The organism is Streptomyces sp. SLBN-8D4 (assembly GCF_049739545.1).
GTDB lineage: Bacteria > Actinomycetota > Actinomycetes > Streptomycetales > Streptomycetaceae > Streptomyces > Streptomyces canus_C.
Genome location: NZ_JBMGQC010000001.1, coordinates 4,224,000 through 4,246,665, shown reverse-complemented (window position 1 = coordinate 4,246,665; position 22,666 = coordinate 4,224,000). Strand labels below are relative to the sequence as shown.

General features: G+C 70.9%; 23 protein-coding genes and 1 pseudogene. 10 read left to right on the top strand and 14 right to left on the bottom strand.

Annotation, left to right across the window (positions count from 1 at the left end; all coding sequences use genetic code 11):
- Positions 1–111: 111 nt before the first annotated feature.
- Positions 112–1,128: a sugar ABC transporter substrate-binding protein gene (locus tag RKD20_RS19020; protein ID WP_020120683.1), complete on the bottom strand. Its 1,017-nt coding sequence runs from the start codon at positions 1,126–1,128 to the stop codon at positions 112–114.
- 216 nt (positions 1,129–1,344) lie between these two features.
- On the opposite strand from RKD20_RS19020, the gene RKD20_RS19015 reads away from it, so the two are divergent.
- The 4 genes from RKD20_RS19015 (at position 1,345) to RKD20_RS19000 (ending at position 5,494) form a co-directional block, all read left to right on the top strand.
- A complete protein-coding gene (locus RKD20_RS19015; RefSeq protein ID WP_424878754.1) occupies positions 1,345–2,307 on the top strand; it encodes a carbohydrate kinase family protein in 963 nt (320 codons plus the stop codon).
- A complete protein-coding gene (locus RKD20_RS19010; RefSeq protein ID WP_424878753.1) occupies positions 2,297–2,452 on the top strand; it encodes a hypothetical protein in 156 nt (51 codons plus the stop codon). Before RKD20_RS19015 ends, RKD20_RS19010 begins: the two co-directional genes overlap by 11 nt.
- 171 nt (positions 2,453–2,623) lie before the next feature.
- A complete protein-coding gene (locus RKD20_RS19005) occupies positions 2,624–5,185 on the top strand; it encodes a GH32 C-terminal domain-containing protein (RefSeq protein ID WP_424878752.1) in 2,562 nt (853 codons plus the stop codon).
- Between the two features lie 15 nt (positions 5,186–5,200).
- Positions 5,201–5,494 carry a putative quinol monooxygenase gene (locus tag RKD20_RS19000; protein ID WP_424878751.1) on the top strand — a complete coding sequence of 98 codons (294 nt, stop codon included), beginning with the start codon at positions 5,201–5,203 and terminating at the stop codon, positions 5,492–5,494.
- Positions 5,495–5,521: 27 nt separating this feature from the next.
- Here the strand turns inward: RKD20_RS19000 and RKD20_RS18995 are convergent, their stop codons facing one another.
- Complete coding sequence (locus RKD20_RS18995; protein WP_424878750.1) at positions 5,522–6,787, bottom strand: ROK family protein; 1,266 nt, start codon at positions 6,785–6,787, stop codon at positions 5,522–5,524.
- Between the two features lie 161 nt (positions 6,788–6,948).
- On the opposite strand from RKD20_RS18995, the gene RKD20_RS18990 reads away from it, so the two are divergent.
- From RKD20_RS18990 to RKD20_RS18975, 4 genes are read left to right on the top strand one after another with little or no spacing between them, the layout of a single operon-like run.
- Positions 6,949–8,265 (top strand): ABC transporter substrate-binding protein, encoded by a 1,317-nt coding sequence (locus RKD20_RS18990; RefSeq protein WP_424878749.1) that lies wholly within the window; start codon positions 6,949–6,951, stop codon positions 8,263–8,265.
- A 5-nt stretch (positions 8,266–8,270) separates the two neighbouring features.
- Positions 8,271–9,260, top strand: coding sequence for a carbohydrate ABC transporter permease (locus RKD20_RS18985; RefSeq protein ID WP_424878748.1), 990 nt, complete (start codon positions 8,271–8,273; stop codon positions 9,258–9,260).
- A 13-nt stretch (positions 9,261–9,273) separates the two neighbouring features.
- Complete coding sequence (locus RKD20_RS18980) at positions 9,274–10,113, top strand: carbohydrate ABC transporter permease (RefSeq protein WP_424883264.1); 840 nt, start codon at positions 9,274–9,276, stop codon at positions 10,111–10,113.
- Between the two features lie 20 nt (positions 10,114–10,133).
- Entirely contained in the window at positions 10,134–11,492 is a 1,359-nt protein-coding gene (locus tag RKD20_RS18975; protein WP_424878747.1) for a GH1 family beta-glucosidase, read from the top strand.
- Here the strand turns inward: RKD20_RS18975 and RKD20_RS18970 are convergent.
- The 8 genes and pseudogenes from RKD20_RS18970 to RKD20_RS18935 form a co-directional block, all read right to left on the bottom strand.
- Positions 11,399–12,860, bottom strand: a pseudogene (locus tag RKD20_RS18970) (diacylglycerol/lipid kinase family protein). The gene RKD20_RS18975 and the pseudogene RKD20_RS18970 overlap by 94 nt on opposite strands.
- On the bottom strand, positions 12,860–13,357 hold the full coding sequence (locus tag RKD20_RS18965) for a DUF7144 family membrane protein (protein WP_424878746.1): 498 nt from the start codon (positions 13,355–13,357) through the stop codon (positions 12,860–12,862). Before RKD20_RS18965 ends, RKD20_RS18970 begins: the two are co-directional and overlap by 1 nt.
- A gap of 30 nt (positions 13,358–13,387) precedes the next feature.
- On the bottom strand, positions 13,388–13,858 hold the full coding sequence (locus tag RKD20_RS18960) for an SHOCT domain-containing protein (RefSeq protein ID WP_424878745.1): 471 nt from the start codon (positions 13,856–13,858) through the stop codon (positions 13,388–13,390).
- A 186-nt stretch (positions 13,859–14,044) separates the two neighbouring features.
- Entirely contained in the window at positions 14,045–14,704 is a 660-nt protein-coding gene (locus tag RKD20_RS18955) for an HdeD family acid-resistance protein (RefSeq protein ID WP_424878744.1), read from the bottom strand.
- Positions 14,705–14,844: 140 nt separating this feature from the next.
- Positions 14,845–15,042, bottom strand: coding sequence for a hypothetical protein (locus RKD20_RS18950; RefSeq protein WP_424878743.1), 198 nt, complete (start codon positions 15,040–15,042; stop codon positions 14,845–14,847).
- Between the two features lie 262 nt (positions 15,043–15,304).
- Positions 15,305–15,709, bottom strand: a complete 405-nt coding sequence (locus RKD20_RS18945) for an SHOCT domain-containing protein (protein ID WP_424878742.1) — start codon at positions 15,707–15,709, stop codon at positions 15,305–15,307.
- The gene (locus RKD20_RS18940) at positions 15,706–16,071 is read right to left on the bottom strand and encodes a carboxymuconolactone decarboxylase family protein (RefSeq protein ID WP_424878741.1); all 366 of its coding nucleotides are present in this window, start codon (positions 16,069–16,071) and stop codon (positions 15,706–15,708) included. The genes RKD20_RS18945 and RKD20_RS18940 overlap by 4 nt, the downstream gene beginning before the upstream one ends.
- Before the next feature lie 184 nt (positions 16,072–16,255).
- Positions 16,256–16,549, bottom strand: coding sequence for a hypothetical protein (locus RKD20_RS18935; protein WP_424878740.1), 294 nt, complete (start codon positions 16,547–16,549; stop codon positions 16,256–16,258).
- Between the two features lie 93 nt (positions 16,550–16,642).
- Here RKD20_RS18935 and RKD20_RS18930 point away from each other — a divergent pair, with 93 nt between their 5' ends.
- On the top strand, positions 16,643–17,053 hold the full coding sequence (locus RKD20_RS18930; protein ID WP_424878739.1) for a DUF7144 family membrane protein: 411 nt from the start codon (positions 16,643–16,645) through the stop codon (positions 17,051–17,053).
- Positions 17,054–17,098: 45 nt separating this feature from the next.
- The gene (locus RKD20_RS18925; RefSeq protein ID WP_424878738.1) at positions 17,099–17,536 is read left to right on the top strand and encodes a hypothetical protein; all 438 of its coding nucleotides are present in this window, start codon (positions 17,099–17,101) and stop codon (positions 17,534–17,536) included.
- Between the two features lie 416 nt (positions 17,537–17,952).
- On the opposite strand, the gene RKD20_RS18920 is transcribed toward RKD20_RS18925, so the two are convergent.
- The 4 genes from RKD20_RS18920 to RKD20_RS18905 form a co-directional block, all read right to left on the bottom strand.
- Entirely contained in the window at positions 17,953–18,150 is a 198-nt protein-coding gene (locus tag RKD20_RS18920) for a hypothetical protein (protein ID WP_424878737.1), read from the bottom strand.
- Positions 18,151–18,313: 163 nt separating this feature from the next.
- Positions 18,314–19,546 (bottom strand): PP2C family protein-serine/threonine phosphatase, encoded by a 1,233-nt coding sequence (locus RKD20_RS18915; protein ID WP_424878736.1) that lies wholly within the window; start codon positions 19,544–19,546, stop codon positions 18,314–18,316.
- A gap of 305 nt (positions 19,547–19,851) precedes the next feature.
- On the bottom strand, positions 19,852–21,468 hold the full coding sequence (locus RKD20_RS18910; protein WP_424878735.1) for an MFS transporter: 1,617 nt from the start codon (positions 21,466–21,468) through the stop codon (positions 19,852–19,854).
- A gap of 283 nt (positions 21,469–21,751) precedes the next feature.
- Positions 21,752–22,324, bottom strand: coding sequence for a potassium channel family protein (locus tag RKD20_RS18905; RefSeq protein ID WP_424878734.1), 573 nt, complete (start codon positions 22,322–22,324; stop codon positions 21,752–21,754).
- Positions 22,325–22,666 lie beyond the last annotated feature (342 nt).

Genomic DNA, 22,666 nt, shown 5'->3' with positions numbered 1-22,666 from the left:
CAGAAGTCCTGGTGGGAGGACAGGGGAGGCGGCCGTCCCCGGGTCGGGGAGGAGCGGGGCCGGCCGCCCCGCTCGGGGAGAGGCGATGTCGTACGGTCCCTGGGGCCGGACTCAGCCCCAGCAGTTCTCCAGGCCGAAGGCGGTGTCCTTGGACGTGACGCCCGCCTGGGCCTTGTCGGTGATCAGGGTGACGCCGGTGTCGGTGTAACCGGACGCCTTCTTGCCGTCCTTGGCGTACGTGACGACGGCGTTGACGCCCTCGGCGGCCATCTTCAGCGGGTACTGCTGCGAAGTGGCCGCGATCTTGCCGTCCTTGACGGCCTGGGTGCCGGTGCAGCCGCCGTCCACGGAGACGATCAAGACGTCCTTCTCCCGGCCCTTGGCCTTCAGCGCGGTGTACGCGCCGAGCGCGGCCGGCTCGTTGATGGTGTAGACGAGGTTGATGCCCGGCTCCTTCTGGAGGCAGTTCTCCATCGCCGTCTGGCCCTTGGCCTGGTCGCCGCCGGTGTCCTGGGCGCAGGCCACGTCCTTCTCGGTGGCGCCGAAGCCCTTGAGGAACCCGTTGTGCCGCTGGACGCCGACGGAGACGCCGGGCGCGAGGTCGAGGGCGGCGATCTTCGCGGTCTTGCCCTTCATGGCGGCCTTGGCGTACTCGCCGATCAGCTCGCCGGCCTTGAGGTTGTCGGTGGCGAAGAGGGCGTCGACCGCGCTCTCCGGCTCGGTCGGCGTGTCCAGGGCGATGACCAGCACGCCCTTGGCCTTGGCCTTGGCTATCGCGGGCACGATCGCCTTGGAGTCGCTCGGGGTGATCAGGATGCCCTTCACCCCGGCCGCGACCATGTTCTCGATGGCGGTGACCTGGCCGGCGTTGTCGCCGTCGAACTTGCCCGCCGCGGTCATGAGCTGGGCGCCGTTCTGCTTGGCGGCCTTCTCCGCGCCCTCCTTCATCTTCACGAAGAACGGGTTGGTGTCGGTCTTGGTGATCAGCCCGACCTTCACCGTGCCCGATCCGGAGCTCGTGGAGCCCGATCCGGAGCCGGAACCGCAGGCCGTCAGGGCGAGGGCCGCGACCGAGGTGCACGCGGCGACTCTGAGCAGGGAGGAAGGCAGTCGAGGGGTGCGAGACATGAAACGACTCCAGCGGGATTGCGGGCGAGCGGCGGCATCGGAGCATGCCGTCCCTAGGTGTCATCGTTGACTTATGTCATCGTTGACACTGCCGAGGATGATGACCCCGTCTCCCGGCAACGTCAATGCCCCGCGTCCGTCACAAGTCCGCAACGTCTGTGGCGGCCGCCCGGTCCGTGCCCGTTTCCGGCGCACGTTCGCAGAGAAGAGCAGCTCATGAGCGCACGTCAGATCACCGTCCTCGGAGAGTGTGTCGCGGACGCGTTCGCCGAGCCCGCGGGCGCCTCGGGTGAGCTCGCCCTGCGGGTCCTGCCGGGCGGCGGACCTGCGAACACGGCGGTGTCCCTGGCCCGCCTCGGCACCCCGGCCCGTTTCCTCGCGCGCCTGTCCTCCGATGTGTTCGGCCGGCTGTTCCGGGACCGTCTGGAGGCCTCGGGCGTGGACCTGTCGGACGCCGTCGCGGCCGCGGAGCCCAGCACGCTGGCCGTGGCCGAGCTGGACGCCCAGGGGCAGGCCGCGTTCTCCTTCCACGCGCAGAACACGGCCGACTGGCAGTGGTCGGCCGGGGAGCTGGAGCGGGTCGACCTGTCCGGGACCGCCTGCGTGCACACCGGCTCCCTGGCCCTGGTCCGGGAACCCGGCGGGGCGGTCGTGGAGGAGTTCCTGGCGGCGGCCGCACCCCACGCGACCATCAGCATCGACCCCAACGTCCGCCCGCTGCTCGTGCGTCCCGAGGTCTACCGGGCGCGGCTGGCGCACTGGTGCGCGCTCGCCGACGTGCTCCGGCTGAGCGAGGACGACCTCGCACTCCTCCTGCCGGACACGGCCCCCGAGCAGGCGTGCGACCTTTGGCACGCCGCCGGCGCCCGGCTCGTCGTGATCACCCGCGGCGGCGACGGCGTACTGGCCTCCCTCGACGGCGAACGGCTCCGGCTGCCCGCGGTGGCGACCGAGGTGGTCGACACGGTCGGGGCCGGCGACTCCTTCACCGCCGGCCTTCTGCACCACCTGGACACCCGCGGCCTGCTCGGCGGGAGGCTCACGGACCTGCGCCTCGACGAGGTCGCCGAGGCCTGTGTGTTCGGTACCCGGGTCGCGGCGCTGACCTGTTCGGTGGCCGGTCCCAATCCGCCGTGGCGGGGCGATCTGGAGGAGTTCGTGGTCGTCGGTGGCGTGTGAGGGGCTCACCGGCCTGCGCCTCGACGAGGTCGCCGAGGCGTGTGTGTTCGGTACCCGGGTGGCGGCGCTGACCTGTTCGGTGGCCGGTCCCAATCCGCCGTGGCGGGGCGATCTGGAGGAGTTCGCGGTCGTCGGTGGCGTGTGAAGGACACCCCGGCCGGGCGGAAGCGGTCGCGGCAGAACCGTTGACGAGCCGTACGCCTTGCGTTCATCATCGGGCCTCGGTGTCAACGATGACATGAGTCAACGATGACACCTCTGACCGGTCTCGCGGAGGACGGTGCCGGTCCCAGGGCGTCATCAGTACAGGAGACCCATGACTTCTGGACGTGTACTCAGGCATGCCCGCACCCGGATGATCGCGGCGGCGGCGACCGTCTGCGCCCTGTCCGCGACCCCGCTCGCCCCGGGGGCCGCCGCCGCCGACACCCCGCCGTACACCGAGACCTACCGCCCCCAGTTCCACTTCACACCGCAGCAGAACTGGATGAACGACCCCAACGGCCTCGTGTACTACCGGGGCGAGTACCACCTCTTCTACCAGTACAACCCGAACGGCAACTCCTGGGGAGACATGTCCTGGGGGCACGCGGTCAGCAAGGACCTCGTGCACTGGAAGGAGCTGCCGCTCGCCCTCTCCCACGACGACAAGGAGATGGTGTTCTCCGGCAGCGCGGTCGTCGACAAGGACAACACCACCGGGTTCGGCACGAAGAAGGACCCGGCGATGGTGGCGGTCTACACCAGCCTCGACAAGCGCACCGGCACCCAGGCCCAGTCGCTCGCCTACAGCACCGACCGCGGCCGTACCTGGACCAAGTACCAGGGCAATCCGGTCATCGACATCGGCTCGAAGGACTTCCGCGACCCGAAGGTGCAGTGGTACGCGCCCACCAGGAGCTGGCTGATGACGGTGTCCCTGTCCGCCGAGCACAAGGTGCGGTTCTACTCGTCCAGGAACCTCAAGGACTGGGACCTGCTCAGCGAGTTCGGTCCGGCGGGCGCGACCGGCGGGGTGTGGGAGTGCCCCGACCTGTTCCCGCTCGCGGTCGACGGCGACCCGAAGAAGATCAAGTGGGTCCTGGTCGTCAGCATCAACCCCGGTGGGATCACCGGCGGTTCGGGCGCCCAGTACTTCGTGGGCGACTTCGACGGCAAGAAGTTCACCGCGGACGACAAGGGCGGCTACACCCCGCCCGCCGGCACGGTCGTGCAGGACTTCGAGGGCACCGGCTTCGACCCGTGGACGACCACCGGGACGGCGTTCGGCGAGGCACCGGCGACCGGCGCGCTGGAGGGGCAGTCGGCTGTCGCCGGATACGACGGCAAGGGCCTCGCCAACAGCTTCCACGGCGGGGACTCCGCCACCGGCACCCTCACCTCCCGGCCTTTCACCGTCGACAGCCCCTACCTGAACTTCAAGGTGGGCGGCGGCAACCACCCGCACCAGGACGGGACCGTGCTGGAACGCGGGGCCACGCCCGAGGGGACGGTCCTCGCCGACTTCGAGGGCGGCACCTACGGCGGCTGGACGGCGACCGGCGACGCCTTCGGCACGGCACCGGCCACCGGCACCCTGCCCGGCCAGCAGGAGGTCACCGGCCGGCTGGGCGACGGCCTGGTCAACACCTTCCTGAACGGCGACGCCACCACCGGCACCCTCACCTCACCCGAGTTCACCCTCGACAAGGACTACGTCGACTTCCTCATCGGCGGCGGCCACCACCCGGCCGGCTCGGACCACCCGACCGCGATGGAACTCCTCGTCGACGGCCAGGTCGTGCGCAGCGCCACCGGAAGCGACGCCGAGGCGCTGGACTGGGCCTCCTGGGACGTGCGCGACCTCGCCGGGAAGAAGGCGCGGATCCGGATCGTCGACGACAACACCGGCGGCTGGGGCCACCTCAACGTCGACCACGTCGTGCTGTCCGACACCCGGGCCGAGCCCGTGTCCCGGGAGACCTCCGTCAACCTGCTCGTCGACGGCCAGGTCGTGCGCAGCGCCACCGGTTCCGACAGCGAGACCCTGGACTGGGCCTCCTTCGACCTGCGCCCCTACGCGGGCAGGCAGGCGCGGATCCAGCTCGTCGACAACAACACCGGCGGCTGGGGCCACATCCTGGCCGACCAGTTCACCACCGCGGCCGCTCCCGCCAAGTCGGTCGTGCAGCGCGCCGACTGGGCCGACTACGGCAAGGACTACTACGCGGCCGTGTCCTGGGAGAACGTCCCGGGCGACGAGCGGTACATGATCGGCTGGATGAACGACTGGGAGTACGGCGGCTCCGTCCCGACCTCCCCCTGGCGCGGCGCGCAGAGTGTCCCGCGCCGGATGGCGCTGCGTACCGTGGACGGCCGGGTCCGGCTGACCAGTGAGCCGGTGGCCGGCCTGGCGTCCCTGCGCGAGGGAGACGCGGCGACGGCGTCCGGCGTCACCGTCACCAGCACCTCACAGCCGCTGGCCGGCCCGGAGGCGCAGGGCGGGGAGCTCGACATCGAGGCCACTTTCTCCCTCCAGGACGCCGACCGCTTCGGCCTCCAGGTGCGCACCGGTTCCGGGGGAGAGGAGACGGTCATCGGCTACGACACCACGACCCAGGAGCTGTACGTCGACCGCACCCGCTCCGGCGCCACGGACTTCAGCAGTGCCTTCCCCGGCGTCCAGCGGGCGCCGCTCAAGGCCGTCGACGGCAAGGTCAGGCTGCGGATCCTCGTCGACCGGTCCTCCGTCGAGGTCTTCGGCGGCAGCGGCGAGGCCGTGATCACCGACCAGATCTTCCCCCACCCCGACAGCCAGGGAGTGCGGGTCTTCGCCGAGAACGGCTCGGTGAAACTGGACCGGGCCCGGGTCTGGCACCTCGGCTCCTACCGCGACTGACAAGGACACCCCACCGTGAAGAAGACCCTGCTCGCCGAGTTCACCGCCCGTGAGGGAGCGCAGGACCAGGTCGCGCGCATGATCGTGGAGTACGCCGGCAAGGTGCGTGCGGAGGAGGGCAACCTCGCCTTCGACGTCTACACCAAGGCGTCCCACCCCCGTGCCTTCTGGATCTTCGAGGTCTACCGGGACGAGGACGCCTTCCAGGCGCACCTGAAGGCTCCGTACGGCGGCCCGTTCAACGCCGCCCTCACCCCGCTGATCGAGGAGGACGCCTCCGTACTGACGTTCCTCGACCCGGTCGCCTGACCGTTACCGGGCCGCCCCCGGGCGCGGTCAGCCCTGCGCCGCCTCGCGTTCGCGTTCGCGTCCGCGCGCACCCCGCCGCCCGCCCCCGGCGAAGAAGTCGGCGAGCGGCAGGCTCGCCGCGCCGACCGTGACCGCGTCCGGGCCGAGTTCGCCGAGCTCGATGGAGACGCGCGCGGCGGGGTGGCGCAGGGCGTAGGCGTCGGCGTACCGGCGTAGGGCGGGCAGGAGGCGGGGGCCGAGCTGGAGGCCCGCCCAGCCGCCGATGAGGATGCGTTCCGGCTGGAAGAGGTTGATCAGGTCGGACAAGCCGGCCCCCACGTACTCGGCGGTCTCCTCCAGGACGGCGAGGGCCACCGGGTCGGCCTCGGCGTCCTCGGCCGGGTGCGCGGCCGAGAGCAGCGCGGCCAGCGCGGTCTCCTCGTCGGTGCCCTCGGGCGGCCGGCCGCCCGCCTCGCGCCAGCGGTCGACGAGCGCGCCCGCGCCCGCGTAGGCCTCCAGGCAGCCGAGCGCACCGCAGCGGCAGCGGCGGCCCCGGACCCGCACGGTCACATGTCCCCACTCCAGGGCGCGGCCGTACTCCACCCCCTCGGTGACGAGACAGGCGCCGATGCCCGACCCGAAGAGGACGACGACCGCGTTGCGCGAGCCCCGGCCGGAGCCGAACCACAGCTCGGCCTGGCCGAGGGTGCGGGCGCCGTTGTCGATGAAGTACGGGACGGAGTCGGGGAGTTCACAGGTCGAACGCAGCAGGGACTCCAGCGGGACGGCGTCCCAGCCCATCGTCTGGCCGTGGACCACCGCGCCCTGCTCGGGAGTGGGGGCCACGATGCCGGGGACCCCGATGCCGACGCCCAGCAGCTGTTCGGGCGTGATGTCCGTGTCGGCGAGGACCTCGGCGATGCCGTCGCGGATGTGGCCCACGACGACCTCGACGTCGTAGCCGTGATGCTCCAGGGGCCGTTCGGTGCGGGCCAGTTCGGTGAGGGCGAGGTCGAAGAGCTCGACGCGGACGCGGGTCTCGCCGACGTCGACGCCGATCATGTGGCCGCCGGAGGGGGCGACGCGCAGCAGGGTGCGGGGGCGGCCGCCGTCGGACTCGACGGTGCCGGCCTCCTCGACCAGGCCGTCCTCGACCAGTTCCGCGACCACGTTGCTGATGGAGCCACCGCTCAGCCCGGTGGCCGGGGCCAGCTCGAAGCGGCTCATCGGCCCGTCGAAATACAACCGTTGCAGTACGGCGGTCCGGTTGCCCCGTCGCAGGTCACGCACCGTCCGCCCGCTCCGCCCCGCCATGTGGTTCCTTTCCGACGCCGCCTCGACCTGCAAGATACCGCCGCGCCGACTCTTGACGCGACTTTCCTTCGCGTCTTAAATCACGCCATAAATTAACTCCGGGGCGGTGTTCGGGAAACGAACGCGCCCAGGGGTCTCTCCCTGGAAGGGACGCCAGAGCCATGCGCAGAACCCGAGCCGCGGCCGCCGGAGCGGTCACCGTTTCCCTCATGACTCTCGTGACCGCCTGTGGCGGCGGCTCGTCGACGAGCGGCGGGTCCAACGACTCGCCGAAGACCCTGACCTACTGGGCCTCCAACCAGGGCGCCAGCATCGAGGTCGACAAGAAGGTCCTCCAGCCCGAGCTCGACAAGTTCGAGAAGCAGACCGGCATCAAGGTCAAGGTCGAGGTCGTCCCCTGGTCCGACCTGCTCAACCGGATCCTCACCGCGACCACCTCGGGCCAGGGCCCCGACGTCCTCAACATAGGCAACACCTGGAGCGCCTCCCTCCAGGCCACCGGCGCGCTGCTGCCCTGGAACGCCAAGAACCTCGCCGCGATCGGCGGCAAGGACCGCTTCGTCGACTCCGCGCTCGGCTCCACCGGCGCCCAGGGCCAGGACCCGGCCGCGGTCCCGCTCTACTCGATGTCCTACGCCCTCTACTACAACAAGGAGATCTTCGCCGACGCCGGCATCACCAAGCCCCCGGCCACCTGGGACGAACTGGTCGCCGACGGCAAGAAGATCCAGGCCAAGGGCAAGTCCGCGCTCGGCGCGGAGGGCGCGAACCTGTCGGAGAACATCCACCACGTCTTCGTCTTCGCCAAGCAGCACGGCGGCGACTTCTTCACCCCCGACGGCAAGCCCGACTTCGCGAACGACCACGTGGTGGCCGCAGTCAAGCAGTACGTCGACCTCATGGCCAAGGACAAGGTCATCCCGACCGGCGACGCCGAGTACGCCCAGAACCAGTCGGTCAGCGACTTCGCCAAGGGCAACCAGGCCATGCTGCTGTGGCAGTCCGCCTCCGCCAACCTCACGTCCCAGGGCATGAGCGAGGACAAGTACGGCGTCGCGCCCGTCCCCGTGCAGTCCGGCGCCCCGGGCACCGGCACCCAGGTCAACTCGGCCGTCATGGGCATCAACCTGGCCGTCTTCAAGAACACCGACAACATCGACGGCGCCAAGAAGTTCGTGAGGTTCATGACCGGTGACGCCGAGCAGAAGATCCTCAACACCGCCTACAGCTCCATTCCGCCGGTGAAGAGCGTGCAGGAGGACAGCACGTTCGGCTCCGGCCCGAACAAGGTCCTCAAGGACACCCTCGCCACCAGCGCGGCGGCCCTGCCGCAGGTCGCCGACGAGTCGCAGTTCGAGACGGCCGTGGGCACCGCCGTCAAGGACCTGTTCGCCGACGCGGCCGCCGGACGCGCGGTCACCACCGAGTCGGTCAAGGCGGCGCTGGAGAAGGCCCAGCAGCAGATGCCGACGAAGTGAGCGCGATGACCACCACCGCGCCCGCCGAGGCCGCCGTGGGCGAGACCCCTTCCGGGGCGGCGAAGCCCGGTCCCCGCCGCCCCGGAAGGATCCGCCGCATCGGCCTGCCGTACCTGCTCCTGCTGCCGGCCCTGCTCCTCGAACTCCTGGTCCACCTGGTGCCGATGGTGATCGGCATCGTGATGAGTTTCAAGGAGCTCACGCAGTTCTACATCCGCGACTGGGGCGCCGCGCCCTGGTCCGGACTCGACAACTACCAGGTGTCGGTGGACTTCGACGCCCCGGTCGGCGAGGCGCTGCTGCACTCGTTCCTCGTCACCGTGGCCTTCACGCTGCTGTCGGTCGGCCTGTGCTGGCTGGTCGGCACGGCGGCTGCCGTCTACCTGCAGGACAACTTCCGCGGCCGGGGCCTGCTGCGCGCCCTGTTCCTGATCCCGTACGCCCTGCCGGTCTACGCGGCCGTCATCACCTGGGTGTTCATGTTCCAGCACGACAACGGCCTGGTGAACCACGTCCTGCACGACCAGCTCCACCTCACCGACAAGCCGTCCTTCTGGCTCATCGGCGACAACAGCTTCTGGGCGCTGCTGACCGTGTCCGTGTGGAAGGGCTGGCCGTTCGCCTTCCTCATCGTCATGGCCGGCCTGCAGAACATCCCCGGCGAGCTGTACGAGGCGGCGGCCCTGGACGGTGCCGGGATGTGGCAGCAGATCCGCCGCATCACCCTGCCGTCCCTGCGGCCCGTCAACCAGGTGCTGCTCCTGGTCCTGTTCCTGTGGACCTTCAACGACTTCAACACGCCGTTCGTCCTGTTCGGCAGGTCGGCCCCGGAGGCCGCGGACCTGATCTCGGTCCACATCTACCAGGCGTCCTTCGTCACCTGGAACTTCGGCACCGGCTCCGCGATGTCCGTCCTCCTGCTGCTGTTCCTGCTCGTGGTGACGGGCGTCTACCTCCTGCTGACCTCCCGGGGAAGGAAGCCGGCCCATGGCTAGCACCAACTCGCCCATGGCTCCGCCGCGTTCGTTCTTCTGGTCCCGGCGGATCTTCCTCACCCTGCTCACCGGCTTCGTCCTGCTGCCGGTCTACGTCATGGTCTCCAGCTCGCTGAAGCCGCTCGCCGACGTCACGGGTGAGTTCCACTGGCTGCCCAGCGAGGTGACCATCCGCCCGTACATCGACATCTGGTCCACGATCCCGCTCGCGCGGTACTTCGTGAACTCGCTGGTCGTGGCGGGCGCGGCGACCGTCTGCTCGGTGGTGATCGCGGTGTTCGCCGCGTACGCCGTCAGCCGCTACGAGTTCCACGGCAAGCGGGTCTTCACGGTCACCGTGCTGTCCACGCAGATGTTCCCGGGCATCCTCTTCCTGCTGCCCCTGTTCCTGATCTACGTCAACATCGGCAACGCCACCGGCATCGCCCTGTTCGGCTCGCGCGGCGGGCTGATCCTGACGTACCTGACCTTCTCCCTGCCGTTCTCGATCTGGATGCTGATCGGGTACTTCGACTCGGTGCCGCGCGACCTGGACGAGGCCGCGCTGGTCGACGGCTGCGGGCCGCTCGGCGCGCTCTTCCGGGTCGTGGTGCCCGCCGCGATCCCCGGGATCGTCGCGGTCGCCGTCTACGCCTTCATGACCGCCTGGGGCGAGGTGCTCTTCGCGTCGGTGATGACCAACGACGCCACCCGCACCCTCGCCGTCGGCCTCCAGGGCTACTCCACGCTCAACAACGTGTACTGGAACCAGATCATGGCCGCCTCGCTGGTCGTCAGCGTCCCCGTGGTCGCCGGGTTCCTGCTCCTCCAGCGCTATCTCGTCGCCGGGCTGACGGCGGGCGCCGTCAAGTGACCGACCGTGAAAGGACTTCCGTGAGCATCGACCTCGCCGCACTCCCGCACGACTTCCTGTGGGGCACGGCCACGGCGGCCTACCAGATCGAGGGAGCCGTGTCGGAGGACGGCCGCTCGCCGTCGATCTGGGACACCTTCTCGCACACCCCGGGCAAGGTCGCGGGCGGTGACACCGGGGACGTCGCCTGCGACCACTACCACCGCTGGCGCGAGGACATCGGCCTCATGCGCCGACTCGGCACCAACGCCTACCGGTTGTCGATCGCCTGGCCGCGCGTGATGCCGGGGGGCGACGGCCCGGTCAACCCCAAGGGCCTCGACTTCTACGACGAGTTGATCGACGCCCTGCTGGCCGCGGGCATCACCCCGTCCGTCACCCTCTACCACTGGGACCTGCCCCAGGTGCTCCAGGACCGGGGCGGCTGGCCCGCGCGCGAGACCGCCGAGCACTTCGCCGCGTACGCCTCGGTCGTGGCCGGGCGGCTGGGGGACCGGGTCCACCACTGGACCACCCTCAACGAACCCCTGTGCTCGGCCTGGATCGGTCACCTGGAGGGGAAGATGGCGCCCGGTCTGACCGACCTCACGGCCGCCGTGCGCGCCTCCTACCACCTGCTCCTCGGGCACGGCCTGGCCGCGCAGGCGATCCGCGCCGCGTCCCCGTCAGCCCAGGTCGGGCTTGTCACCAACCTCTCCACGGTCCACGCGGCCACCGACCGCCCGGAGGACCTCGACGCCGCCCGCCGCATGGACGGCCACACCAACCGCTGGTGGCTCGACCCGGTCCACGGCCGCGGTTTCCCGGCGGACATGCGCGAGGTCTACGGCGTCGAACTCCCCGAGCGGGACGGCGACCTGACGACGATCGCCGCCCCCCTGGACTGGCTCGGCCTCAACTACTACATGCCGCTCACCGTGGCCGACGACCCCACCGGCCCGGCACCCCGGGCCCGCCAGATCGCCCGCCCCGGCGTGCCCCGTACCGGCATGGACTGGGAGATCGACGCGAACGGCATCGAGACCCTCCTGCTCCGCCTCACCGACGATTACGGCGCCCGCAAGCTCTACGTCACCGAGAACGGCTCCGCCTACCCGGACGTCGTACGCCCCGACGGAACCGTCGAGGACCCCGAACGCCAGCAGTACCTGCTCGACCACCTGGCCGCCTGCGCGTCCGCGGCCCGCAAGGGCGCCCCGCTGGCCGGCTACTTCGCCTGGTCCCTGCTGGACAACTTCGAGTGGGCCTACGGCTACGACAAGCGCTTCGGCCTGGTCCACGTCGACTACGCGACGCAGCGGCGGACGATCAAGGGGACGGGGTATCGGTACGCGGAGGTCATCCGGGCGCACGCGGAAAGGGGCCGCAAGGCGGCCTGAGCGCGGCTGCTCCGAGCTGTCCCGGGCGGGCGCCCCAGCGCCAGCCGGGCCACGCGCGGCCAGTCGGCCGCCCCGCCGCTGACCCGCGGTGCGTGCGGGCGATGGCGCGGCACGCGGACCCGGAGCGCGCCGGGAGCGCTGCGGCACACGACGGGTGACGGCAGAACGACGTGCTCTCCGTCGATGCCGACCGGGAGGGTGCCCGCGTCGGCTTCGACGACGACTTCCCCGGCGCTCAGCCGGACGAGCCCCCCGGAGCGCGGTCCGCCCACCAGGCGCGCCGCCTGCGCGGTGTTGCCGACCCGCACGCACACCACGCCGAGCAGCCCCGAGTCCAGCCGTTCCCTGCGCCCCGGACTGGCCGCGTCCACGGCACGTCCGTAGGGATTGTTGCTGACGAGGAGTGCCTGCAGTTTGTCGAGGCGGGTTCCGTCGGCCTGCGCCTGGAGTCCGGGCGCGTCCTCGCCGGTGAGGAGGCCGGGCAGGGTGCGCAGGGCCGTGCGGGCTTTGGCGTCCCGGTACGCGGGGTCGGTGACGATGGACGCGTACATGCCGAACGAGGCGTTGTTGACGAAGACCCGGTCCGCCGCGTACCCGAGGTCGACGCGGAGTTCGACCCCGTGGGTCAGGGCCTCCAGGGCGGCCGCCGGATCGTCACGGTCGAGGCCGAGGTCGAGGGCGAAGTGGTTGCGGGTACCGGCGGGGATCACCACGAACGGCAGGTCGTGGCGCGCCGCCACCTCGGCCACCAGCGCCTGGGTGCCGTCGCCGCCCGCCACCGCCAGGAGATCGGCGCCCTCGGCGACGGCCTGCCGGGCCAGTTCGGTGACGTCCTGGTGCCGGCCCGCGTCGAGCAGGACCACCCGGCAGCCCGCGGCCCGGGCCTTCTCCACCAGGTCGAAACGATCCACCTTGCCGCCGCCCGAGCGCGGATTCATGAGGACCCAGGGGGTACGGGGTGCCTCCACGACGTCCTGGGGGGAGGCGGCGGTGGGGCCGGGGGCCAGGGCCGTGCGTGCCGCTGTCAGGGCCAGCAGCCACAGGCCCAGGGACAGCAGGGCCGGTCCCAGCATGCCGTACGAGGCGTACAGGGCGAGGACGGCGACCGGCGCGACCACCGACAGGGCCGCCCCGAGGGCACGGAGCGCACCGGTGTGCGCCAGGGCCCACCACACCCCGACGGCGGCGAGCGGCCAGTCCGGCGAGGCCGGCCAGCGCCCACAGCACGCTCCGCAGACCGGCGGCGACGAGCGGCACGAGGACGCTGCCCAGCAGGGCGAGCACGGCGAGGCGGGCCCGTCCGGCACTGCCCACCCGGCCGGCTGGACCCACCGCGCCCGGACCCCTCGTGCTCCCGCCGCCTCGCATCAGACCGGTGGGCGCTTCTCGTAGGGGCGGCGTCCCTCGTAGGTCCGGTGCTCCTGGGACGGCGGGGTCTCCTCCGACAGGTCGTAGAGGTTGCCGCGCTGGACCACGCACAGGGCCCAGATGATGAAGCCCGACATGGTGATCATCACGACCGACCAGACCGGGTAGTACGGCAGGGAGAGGAAGTTGGCGATGATGACGAGTCCGGCGATGGCCACGCCGGCGACGCGCGCCCACATCGAGACCCGGAGGAGCCCGACGCTGACGATCACGGCGACCGCGCCCAGAGCGAGGTGGACCCAGCCCCAGCCGGTCAGGTTGAACTGGAACACGTAATTGGGCGTCGTGACGAAGATGTCGTCCTTGGCGATGGCCATGATGCCCCGGAAGATGCCGAGCAGGCCGGCGAGGAACAGCATCACGGCGCCGAAGGCGGTCAGGCCGGTTGCCCATTCCTGCTTCGCCGTGTGTTCCGGACGGGTGTGTGTCGTGGTCATCTTGCGCCTCGTTTCGTGTGGTCCGGATGCTCAGCGGTGGGCGGGGGCGGGGGCGGAGGTGGGACCCGAGTGCTCCGCAGGGCCGTGGCCGGTCAGGACCAGGTCCTTGGCCCTGCGGAACTCCTCGTCCGTGATGTCGCCGCGGGCGCGGATCTCGGACAGCTTGGCGAGCTCGTCGACGCTGCTGGACCGGCCGCCGGCCGCGGTCTCCCGGATGTAGGTGTTGAACTCCTCCTGCTGCGCACGTGCCTGCCGCGCCTCCCGGCGGCCCATGTTCTTGCCGCGGGCGATCACGTAGACGAAGACACCCAGGAAGGGCAGGACGATTGTGAACACCAGCCAGCCGGCCTTGGCCCAGCCGCTCATGGCGTCGTCCCGGAAGATGTCGACGACGACCCGGAAGAGCAGGACGAACCACATGATCCACAGGAAGAACAGGAGCATGCTCCAGAAGACGCTCAGCAGGGGATAGTCGTACGCGAGGTACGTGGACGCGCTCATGTCTTCCTCCGTCCCGGGCGCCGGCCCGGCCGCCGTTGCGTGGTGTCCTCAGCGTGGCCGCGGCCGGGGCCGGGCGGCCTCACCCGATGCGGGTGAGCGTGCGGCAGTCCGGTTGCCCCGGTGGCCGTCCGGTTCCAGGAGGCGGACCGGCCGCCCAGCAGCAGATGCCGGGACCACCAGCACGTGTCAGTCCGTTTCGGTGGGCGAGGGCGTCCCCGCGAGGTGCGTCTTCCGGAGTGCGGCCCGCCACGCGAGGGCGACCGCCGCCTCGCCCAGGCCGAGCAGGACCAGCCACAGGCCGAGCAGCCGCGTCAGGGCGCGGGCGGACTCGGCGGGCAGCGCGAGCACCACGATCCCCGCGACGATGACGAGCACCGCGACGCCCAGGACGACGCCGCGGTGCGGCAGGTCCATGGTGGCGACGGCCGTGTAGAGGGTGAGGACGCCGGAGACCAGCCAGACGACCCCGACGATCAGGGAGAGCGCGGCGATCGTCTGCAGCGGGTTGCGCAGGCACAGCACCCCGGCGAGGACGTACAGCACCGACAGCAGCAGCCCCGGGAGCCGTTCGTGCCCGTCGCGTGCGAAGACGTCCACGAACCGGAACGCCCCGGACACCAGCAGGTGCAGGCCGATGAGGACCGCCAGGACGTGCAGGGTCGCCTCCGGCCAGACCAGGACCAGGACGCCCAGCACCAGGGTCGCGACGGCCGAGGCCAGGAGCCAGGTCCACGATCCGCCGAGCCGTTCCAGTGCCCGTGCCGGGTCGCCCATGGGGCCGTGCGCCGCCCCGTCGGGGAGGTACTCCGGCCCGGCGTGCGATCCCGGACCACGCGGCATGGTCATGGCTCCTCCTCGCGTGATCGAGTGGTCGTTTCCGGCCCGCCGACGGGGCGACCGTTCCAGGGTCATGCCGGTGACCGGGTACCGGGGTCACCCACCAGGGGTGATCTGCCGCCGCCGCCCGCGCGCCCAGCCCGGTCCCGTCACTCCGGCAGCTGCCGCATCTCCACGACACGCAGCCCCAGTGACCGGCAGCGTGCCAGCAGCCCGTACAGGTGCGCCTCGTCCACGACAGGGCCGAACAGGATCGTCTGGCCGGACATCACCACGTGGCCCAGCTCCGGGAAGGCTTTGGCCAGCGTTTCCGACATGTGTCCCTCGACGCGAATCTCGTAGCGCACGAGCTGTCCTCCCCTGGGCTCCCTGGGACGGGCGGACGGCTTCCTTCCCTGCGATCCTCCGCCTCGCCGCCGGGCCGGGCCTCACCCGGTACAGGTGACCTGCCGCGCCCGATGGCCCGGCCTGTCCAGTCCCAGGAGGGGGTCGAGGGCCCCAGCGGCGGCGGGAGGGGTGCTGCCTCCGACTCGGAGGCAGCACCCCGTCCCTCGACCGCACCGGCCGGCGCCGGTCCGTGGTCAGTGGTCAGTGGTCAGTGGTCAGTGGTCAGTGGAGAATCTTCTCCTTGGCCCTTCGGAACTCGTCGTCGGAGATGTCGCCCCGGGAACGGATCTCGGAGAGCTTGGCGAGCTGATCCGCCTCGCTCGGGGGCGCCGCCGCACCGGCGGTCTCGCGGATGTGGTCGTCGAACGCCTGCTGCCGAGCCCGCGCATGCCGCATCTCGCGATCGCCCATGTTCTTGCCGCGGGCCAGGAGGTAGACGAACACGCCGAGGAACGGGAGCACCACCACGAAGACGAGCCACCCCGTCTTGCCCATACCGCTGAGCGTGTCGTCCCGGAAGATGTCGCCGATGACCCGGAAGAGCAGGACGAACCACAGGATCCACAGGAAGATCCACATGGTTGTCCAGAAGATTCCGAGGACCGGGTAGTCGTAGGCCAGATTCATGTCACCGCTCCTGTTTCCCCGCCTTCGTCGTGCCGCAGGGGCAGTCCGAAGGCTTCACCGATGTTGCGGGCGGCGGAGACCACGCGGGCACTGCCGACCACGGGGGCGATGGCCACGAGGGTGCCCTGGATCCGTTCCAGGGACACGCCTATTTCCTCGGCGGCGCCGATGTTGAGCAGGTACGAGGCGGGTGAGGCGTCCAGCGCGACCAGCGCCGCGATACGCGTCAGCAGGTAGGTCTCCGGGTCCAGCCCCGACCGCTCGAACGTGTCGAGTGTCATCTGGACGAGCGTTTCGAACACGGGGGCGTCCGCCTCGGCGAGAGCGCTGACACCACCTGTCCCGGTCGTTTCGTCGGCCATGGTCCGGCTCCTTCTTCAGTGGGGGTGGTGATGTTGTCCGGCGGCTCGACTCGCCGCCGCTCGCGAGCACCCGGGGAAGCCTGCCTCGCTTGCCCGAGTTCGTACCGGCTGCCGTTTCCACCATGGCCCCGGCCGACTGGACCGCCCTCACCCCGCAGGGGTGACAGAGCCCGGGCGTCCGACGTCATCGAGCAGTGATCCGCCTCCGCTCCGCGGGTTCGGGGACGGGGGTGGCTTCGTGCAGTTCCCGGCCCGTGGCCGTGGTCTCGTCGTGCCAGCGGCCGTACCGCTCGGCGAGGGGGACGGCCGAGACGCCGTGCAGAAGGACGCTCAGGCCGACGGTTGCCGCGACCACCCTGCCCAGCAGCTGCACCCCGTGGACGTGCTCCTCCAGGACGAGCAGACCCAGTACGACCGACGTTCCTCGGCAGTTCTCTCCGAGTCCCAGGCCACCAGTGATCCGCCTCAGGAACCTCACCCGTTACGGGTGATCACCTCACCCCGGACACCCCGCACGATCGGAGAAGCGGAGCTGGGTGCTGCAGCTCACCGACGACGTGAGGAATCCGCCATGACCACGACCACGACGCACCACCGCACGGGGACAGCCCACGCAGGCGCCGGCGGACTGGTGACGTTCGCCGGCGTCCTGCTGTTCATCGCCGGTGTCCTCGACCTCTTCCGGGGCATCATGGCCATCGCCGACGACGACGTGTTCGTCTCCACCCCCAACTACGTCTTCAAGTTCGACCTGACCAGCTGGGGCTGGATCCAGCTGGTCCTCGGAGTGATCGCCATGAGCGTGAGCGTCGGCCTCTTCTCGCGCTCCACGTGGGCCCGGGTCGTCGGGGTCGGCATCGCGGGACTCGCGATCATCGCCAACTTCCTGTCGGTCCCGTACTACCCGGTCTGGTCACTCACCCTGATCGCGCTGTACGGCTTCGTCATCTGGGCCCTGTGCGTCGTGCGGCGCGAAGACTGAGCCAGGGCGCCGAAGCAGCCGCCTGCGGTGAGAGGAAGTGAGGACATGCTCATCGCCCTGCTCGCCGTGCTGTGCGTCAACCTCCTGATGGCGGCGGCGCTCCTCGCGGCCCTGCTCGGCCGACGGCGATGGCTGTCCCGCCGGCCGGGCGCGTTCCGCGGGGCCGCACGGGTCGTGGAGGGCGACGTCGGCGGAATGCGCAGGCGGTGGACGGCCGGCTACGGCCGGTGGGTCCGGGACGTCTTCGTCTGGACCCCCGCCCCGCTGCTGCTGCGCACCGTGCTGCTCCCCGTGAACGCCGTGAGCGCGGCACGCTCCGTCGCACCCAAGGAGATCCGGCGCCCGCGCCACCTCACCGCGGTGGCCGCCCTGACCGCCGCCCCCCGCACCCTGGTCGAGGTCGCGGTCGGTGAACAGGACGATCTGGTGGCCCGGCTGCCCGTCCCGGGTACGACCGGGTCGCCGCCGTGCTACCGCCTCTGACACGCGCACCCACCGCCTTGCGGTCATGCCCCCGGCGGACTACGCCCGCCCTCAGGCGCCGGTGACCGGCCACGGCCTCCAAGAGACACGGCAGGAACACACGAAAGGTGCCACTCCGCCGGCCTGAGCGGACCACCGCGGCCCCTGCGTTCCCGGAGCCGCCCAGGCCTGCTTCGGAGGGCGTACGCGGGCCCGGCCCAGGGGGGCCGAGCGGCAGGGCCGGCCGACCGGGGGAACCGGCCCTGCCGTCACCCGCGCCGGATGACGCACCTGGCGCCCCCGGCCGCCCGGCCTGGGCCGATGAGTACCGTGGACCTGCCCGCACCGGCCGGCCGGAGCCGACCGTTCCACCGGCCGGCCAAGTCGCGTACTGACACGTGATCAGCGCGGGGGCCCCTGGCGGCAGCGCGCAGTGGTCACGTAGCGAGCCTGCGCATCTCCACCACGTGCAATCCCAACGACTGGAAGCGTGCGAGGAGGCCGTACAGATGCGCCTCGTCGATGATCTGGCCGGACAGCAAGGTCTGGCACGACGTGACGCAGCTCTCCAATTCGGGGAACGCCTTGGTCAGCGTCCTCGACATCTGCCCTTCGACGCGGATCTCGTAGCGCATGAGCACGCATCCCTCGCAGCGGTGGCCGCTCCCGGCTGTCCCCTCGCACTCATGCTGTGCCGTCACGGGTCGCACAGCATCACCCCGTCGGGGTGATCCCTCCACGGGCGAGGAGCGAGAGTGCCGCCCGGTGCCCTCGCGGGAGGAACGGTCCCCCGACGCGTCACAGGCGGATGACGACCAGCGCCGTGTCGTCGGTGTTGCCGCCGGGTGGAAGGAGGTCGGCCAGGAGGGCGTCGGCCATGGCCTCGGGGTCGGCCTGCCCATGGCGGACGAGTGAGTCGGCGAGGCGGGCCAGGCCGACGTCGATGTCCTCGTGCCGACGCTCGATCAGACCGTCGGTGTACAGGACCAGGATGGCGCCCTCGGTGAAGGCCGTACTGGCCTCCGGCCGCGGGACGTGTTCGGGGCGCGCGCCGAGCGGCGGATCGGTCGCCTGGTCGAGAAAGGTCACGGTGCCGTCGTGGTGAAGAAGAGCGGGCGGAGGATGGCCCGCACTGCTGTACGCGAGGGTATGGGTGTCCCAGTCGATGTAGATCTTCACCACGGTGCTCGACTCGGCACCGTCTACATGGCGGGCATACAGTCCGAGGGCCTCCACGGCCTGGGCCGGACCGTCGGCGACCCGGGCCGCCGCGCTCAGTGCGCTGCGCAGCTGCCCCATGACACCGGCCGCCTGCAGACCGTGGCCCACGACGTCGCCGACCGCGACCGCGATGCGGTCGCCGGGCAGGTCGACCAGGTCGTACCAGTCGCCGCACACGTTCAGGGTGCCGACAGCGGGCCGGTAGCGGACGGCTGCCCGGTGGTGTCCGACCGGTGTGGGGGCGGGCAGCATCGCCGCCTGCAGGGCCAGGGCGACCTCGCGGTCACGTGCTTGGGCCCGGCGAAGACGTTCGTTCACCTCCTGCAGCTCCCGGGCGCGGGTGTACAACTCGGCCTCCAGTACGCGGGCCCTGATGTTGCCGCTGTCTGTGCCGCCGCGGGCGCGGATGAGTTCGGTGACCTCCTCCACCCGGTGCACGATCAGCACCACGTCCCCGTCCGGGCCGAGCACGGGTGCGTTGACCGGGCTCCAGAAGTGCTCCACCCAGGAGCCGGGCCGTCCGCTGTCCTCGATGTCATAGCGCAGCAGCGCCATGGTGTCGCGCTCGCCGGTGGCCACCACGCGCAACATCGACGCCTGGGTCTCGCGCATGCCGGCCGCGGCCGGGTCGTTGGGGTTCTCGGGGAAGACGTCGAAGATGTAGCGGCCCAGCAGTTGCTCGCGGGTGCGCCCGGCCAGGCGGACGAAGTCCTCGTTGGCGTCGGCGTACACCAGGCCGGGGGTCAGCAGCGCGACCATGCCGGGGAGGGCCCGGAACACCGCCGCGTAGTCGATCTGCGGTTTCCGCATGTGCTGCCCGCCTCGGTGCTGATCGTCGCTGTGCTGCTCCACCATAGGAGCGAACCCGCCACGGAGCGCGGGCACTGCCTCGTCCGGCCCATGGCTGTCACCTGGGCGGCCCCGTTGTGACACGGCAGTGACCCGCCGGACTGTGTGATCCGTGGGGAGATGTCCGGGAGACCGACTCCCCGTCCGCTCACGCACACGGCCCCGGACACGGAGCCCGAGGCAGAGGCCGAACACAGCGTCTCCTTGCGGGACTCCTGACCGCGGGCGAGGTCGTGACCTGCGGAGTCGTGGCCCTCCGCCCGGGGTTACGGTCGTGGCGCGCGAGGCTGGGTCGTCGGGATCCGTGAGGTGAAGAACAGGGCGAGGAGAGCGGCGAGCGCGAGTGCGGCGAGTGCGGCGCGCAGGCCGTCGAGCCTTGCTCCGGTGTTCGCGTCGAGCACGTCCTGGGATGTCTTCGCGCTCACGCCGGCGTCGGCGAGAACCTTCTCCAGCTGGGCATCCGACAGGAAGGGCACACCGCTTTCGAGCTCGACGGAGGCTTGGCTCTTGACCTGGTCCGGGACCGCCGGGTTCTGCTCGACACTGGTCAGGAACGACGACGTGAGCGCGGCGATCATGATCGACCCGGCGAGTGCCGTGCCGATCGAGGCGCCCAGGTTGGTGACGGCGTTCTGGACTCCGCCGACTTCGGCGCTCTGGGCTTCCGGCACCGCGGACACGGTGACCGAACCGAGCTGGGACGCCAGCGCGCCCATGCCGAGCCCGATCAGCAGGAGGGGGATGGTGACGATCTCCCCACCGGCGTCCGCGTCGAGCGCCGCCATCAGGACCACCGCGCCCGTGAGCAGCGCGAGGACCCCGAGCCGCACCACCCGACGCGGCGAGACGTCGGGGAGGAGGCGCGGGATCAGGATCGCGGCCGCCAGCAGGGTCAGCGAGAGGGGCAGGATGCGGGCGCCGGTCTTGAGCGCGGACAGGCCCAGAGCGACCGACAGATAGAGCGGTACGACGAAGAACACGCCCATCTGCACGAGGTACTGGAAGAAGAACATCGTCAGGCCGCCGGTGAGCTGCTTGTTCTGCAGCATGGCCGGGTCGACGAGTGGCTCCCTGCGCCGCACCACGACGCGGGCCTCCCAGCGAAAGAAGAGCCAGATCAGCAGCAGACCGGCCAGCATCAGCCACACGACCAGCGAAACCCCGAGCCACGAAGGCGTGTCGGGCTTCGGCTGGAACCAGCCCCATTCGTCCGAGCGGAGCACCCCGTAGACGAAGATCCCGAGCCCGAGGGCGGAGAGCACGGCGCCGATGACATCGATCCGCGCGCGGTGGCCGATCGGCGCCTCGCTGATGCGCCGGGCGAGCAGCAGGATGCCGAGCACCATGACGACCTCGCCGGCGAACACCCAGCGCCAGGAGAAGTACGTGGTCGCGACACCCCCGATGAGCGGCCCCAGCGCGATGGCCACGGCTCCTGCGGCTGCGACGAGTCCGTAGGCGGCGGGACGGCGTTCGACGGCGAAGTTGCTCGCCACGAGCGTCACGATCGCGGGCAGGATGAGCGATGCTCCGATCCCCTCGAGGAACGCCCAGCCGATCATCAGGACCGTCAGGTTCGGTGCGAGTGCCGTGGCCAGGGAGCCGGAGCCGTAGACAGCGCAGCCGATCATGAACGCGCGTCTGCGGCCGATCAGGGCGCCGACCTTGCCGCCGGGGATCATGAACATCGCCATCACGAGGGTGTAGGCCGTGATGGCCCCTTGGATCCCGGTCACTGTCGTGTTCACATCGTCGGCAACGGTCGCGATCGACACGTTCATGACGGAGCTGTCGAGGGCCATCAGGAACTGACCCGCCCCGAGTGTCAGCAGGACGAGGCGCCCTGTCGCCGGCTTCGCGGCAGCGTCTGCGGTGGGTGCCATGGGTGAATAGTGGCAATTGCTCCGAGCTCGGCCCGGCGACCCGCCACGGCAGTCAGTCGCTTGGCGGCGAAAGGTGAGGGCGATCGACGGGAGGCAGCCGTATCGCGTGGGTGAACACGCGATCACTCCTGAACCGCGCGACGCTGTGGGTGTGCGGCGGTCCCCTGGCCTCAGCGGCGGAGTCCTGCCGGGCCGGCGGAGAGCGGCCGGGCCGGGCGATCAGCGCAGCACCGGGGCGGCGAAGCCGAGGCCAGAACCCTCGCCCTGCAGAGCGAGGAGCATGTCAACCGTCTCGATTCTCCTTCCGGCGCAGACCGACCTGCACCGCGCCGGCCACCACCCGGGCGGCCACGCCGACGAGCAGGATGTTGCCGGCCATCTGGGTCATCGTGAGGATGCGGGCCGTCTGCGTGACGGGGGTGATGTCGCCGAAGCCGACCGTGCTGAACACCGTGAGGGTGAAGTACAGCGAGTCGGTCCTCGTGAGGGGCTCGCTGAAGCTGCCGGGCGTGCTGCGCTCTAGCAGGTAGTAGGCCGCCGCGAAGAGCAGCAGAAAGAGCGGCAGAGTGGTGGACAGGGCTTCGACGGCCCGCAGACGGGGGGAGGGGGACCAGGTGATCGTACGGATCTGCCGGGCGAAGAGCGCCAGCATGGCCATCAGACCCACGACGATTCCGACCGCCGAGCCGACCGAGAACGCCGCGTCCATGGGCAACAGGTAGTACCCGAGGACGAGGCCGGTCGTCGTGATGACCGTCCGCACGATCGCGCGCACCGCCTGGTGGCGGATCGGTCCGGACGGCCGCGCCCTCCCGCTTGCCGTGGGGTGGTCGCGGGGAGGATCCGGATGGTTCATGTGCTTCTCCTCGGCTCGCAGGAAGCCGCACGTGGGGGCGCACGCCCTCGCCGGGGCGTCGGTCGGGGCCGGTGCCCCGCGTTCCGTCCCATCGTCGGTGCCGGCCGCCTCACCCGCGACCAGGGCCCCTGGCGAGCGCGGCCTTTCCGCCGCCGGAGCGCGGATTCACGGCGAGGAAGGGGTTCCGAGCGCCCCGACGCCGCATGCCCGGGCCCCGTGGTACCGGCCCAAATGCCGCAGCCGCTCTGGGGCTGCCCCTCAGCAGCATCGTGCTGGCCGTCCTGATGCTGGGCAACGTGGGGACGGTCCCCGTCGTCGTGCTCGCCGGTGTCGTGTCCTTCG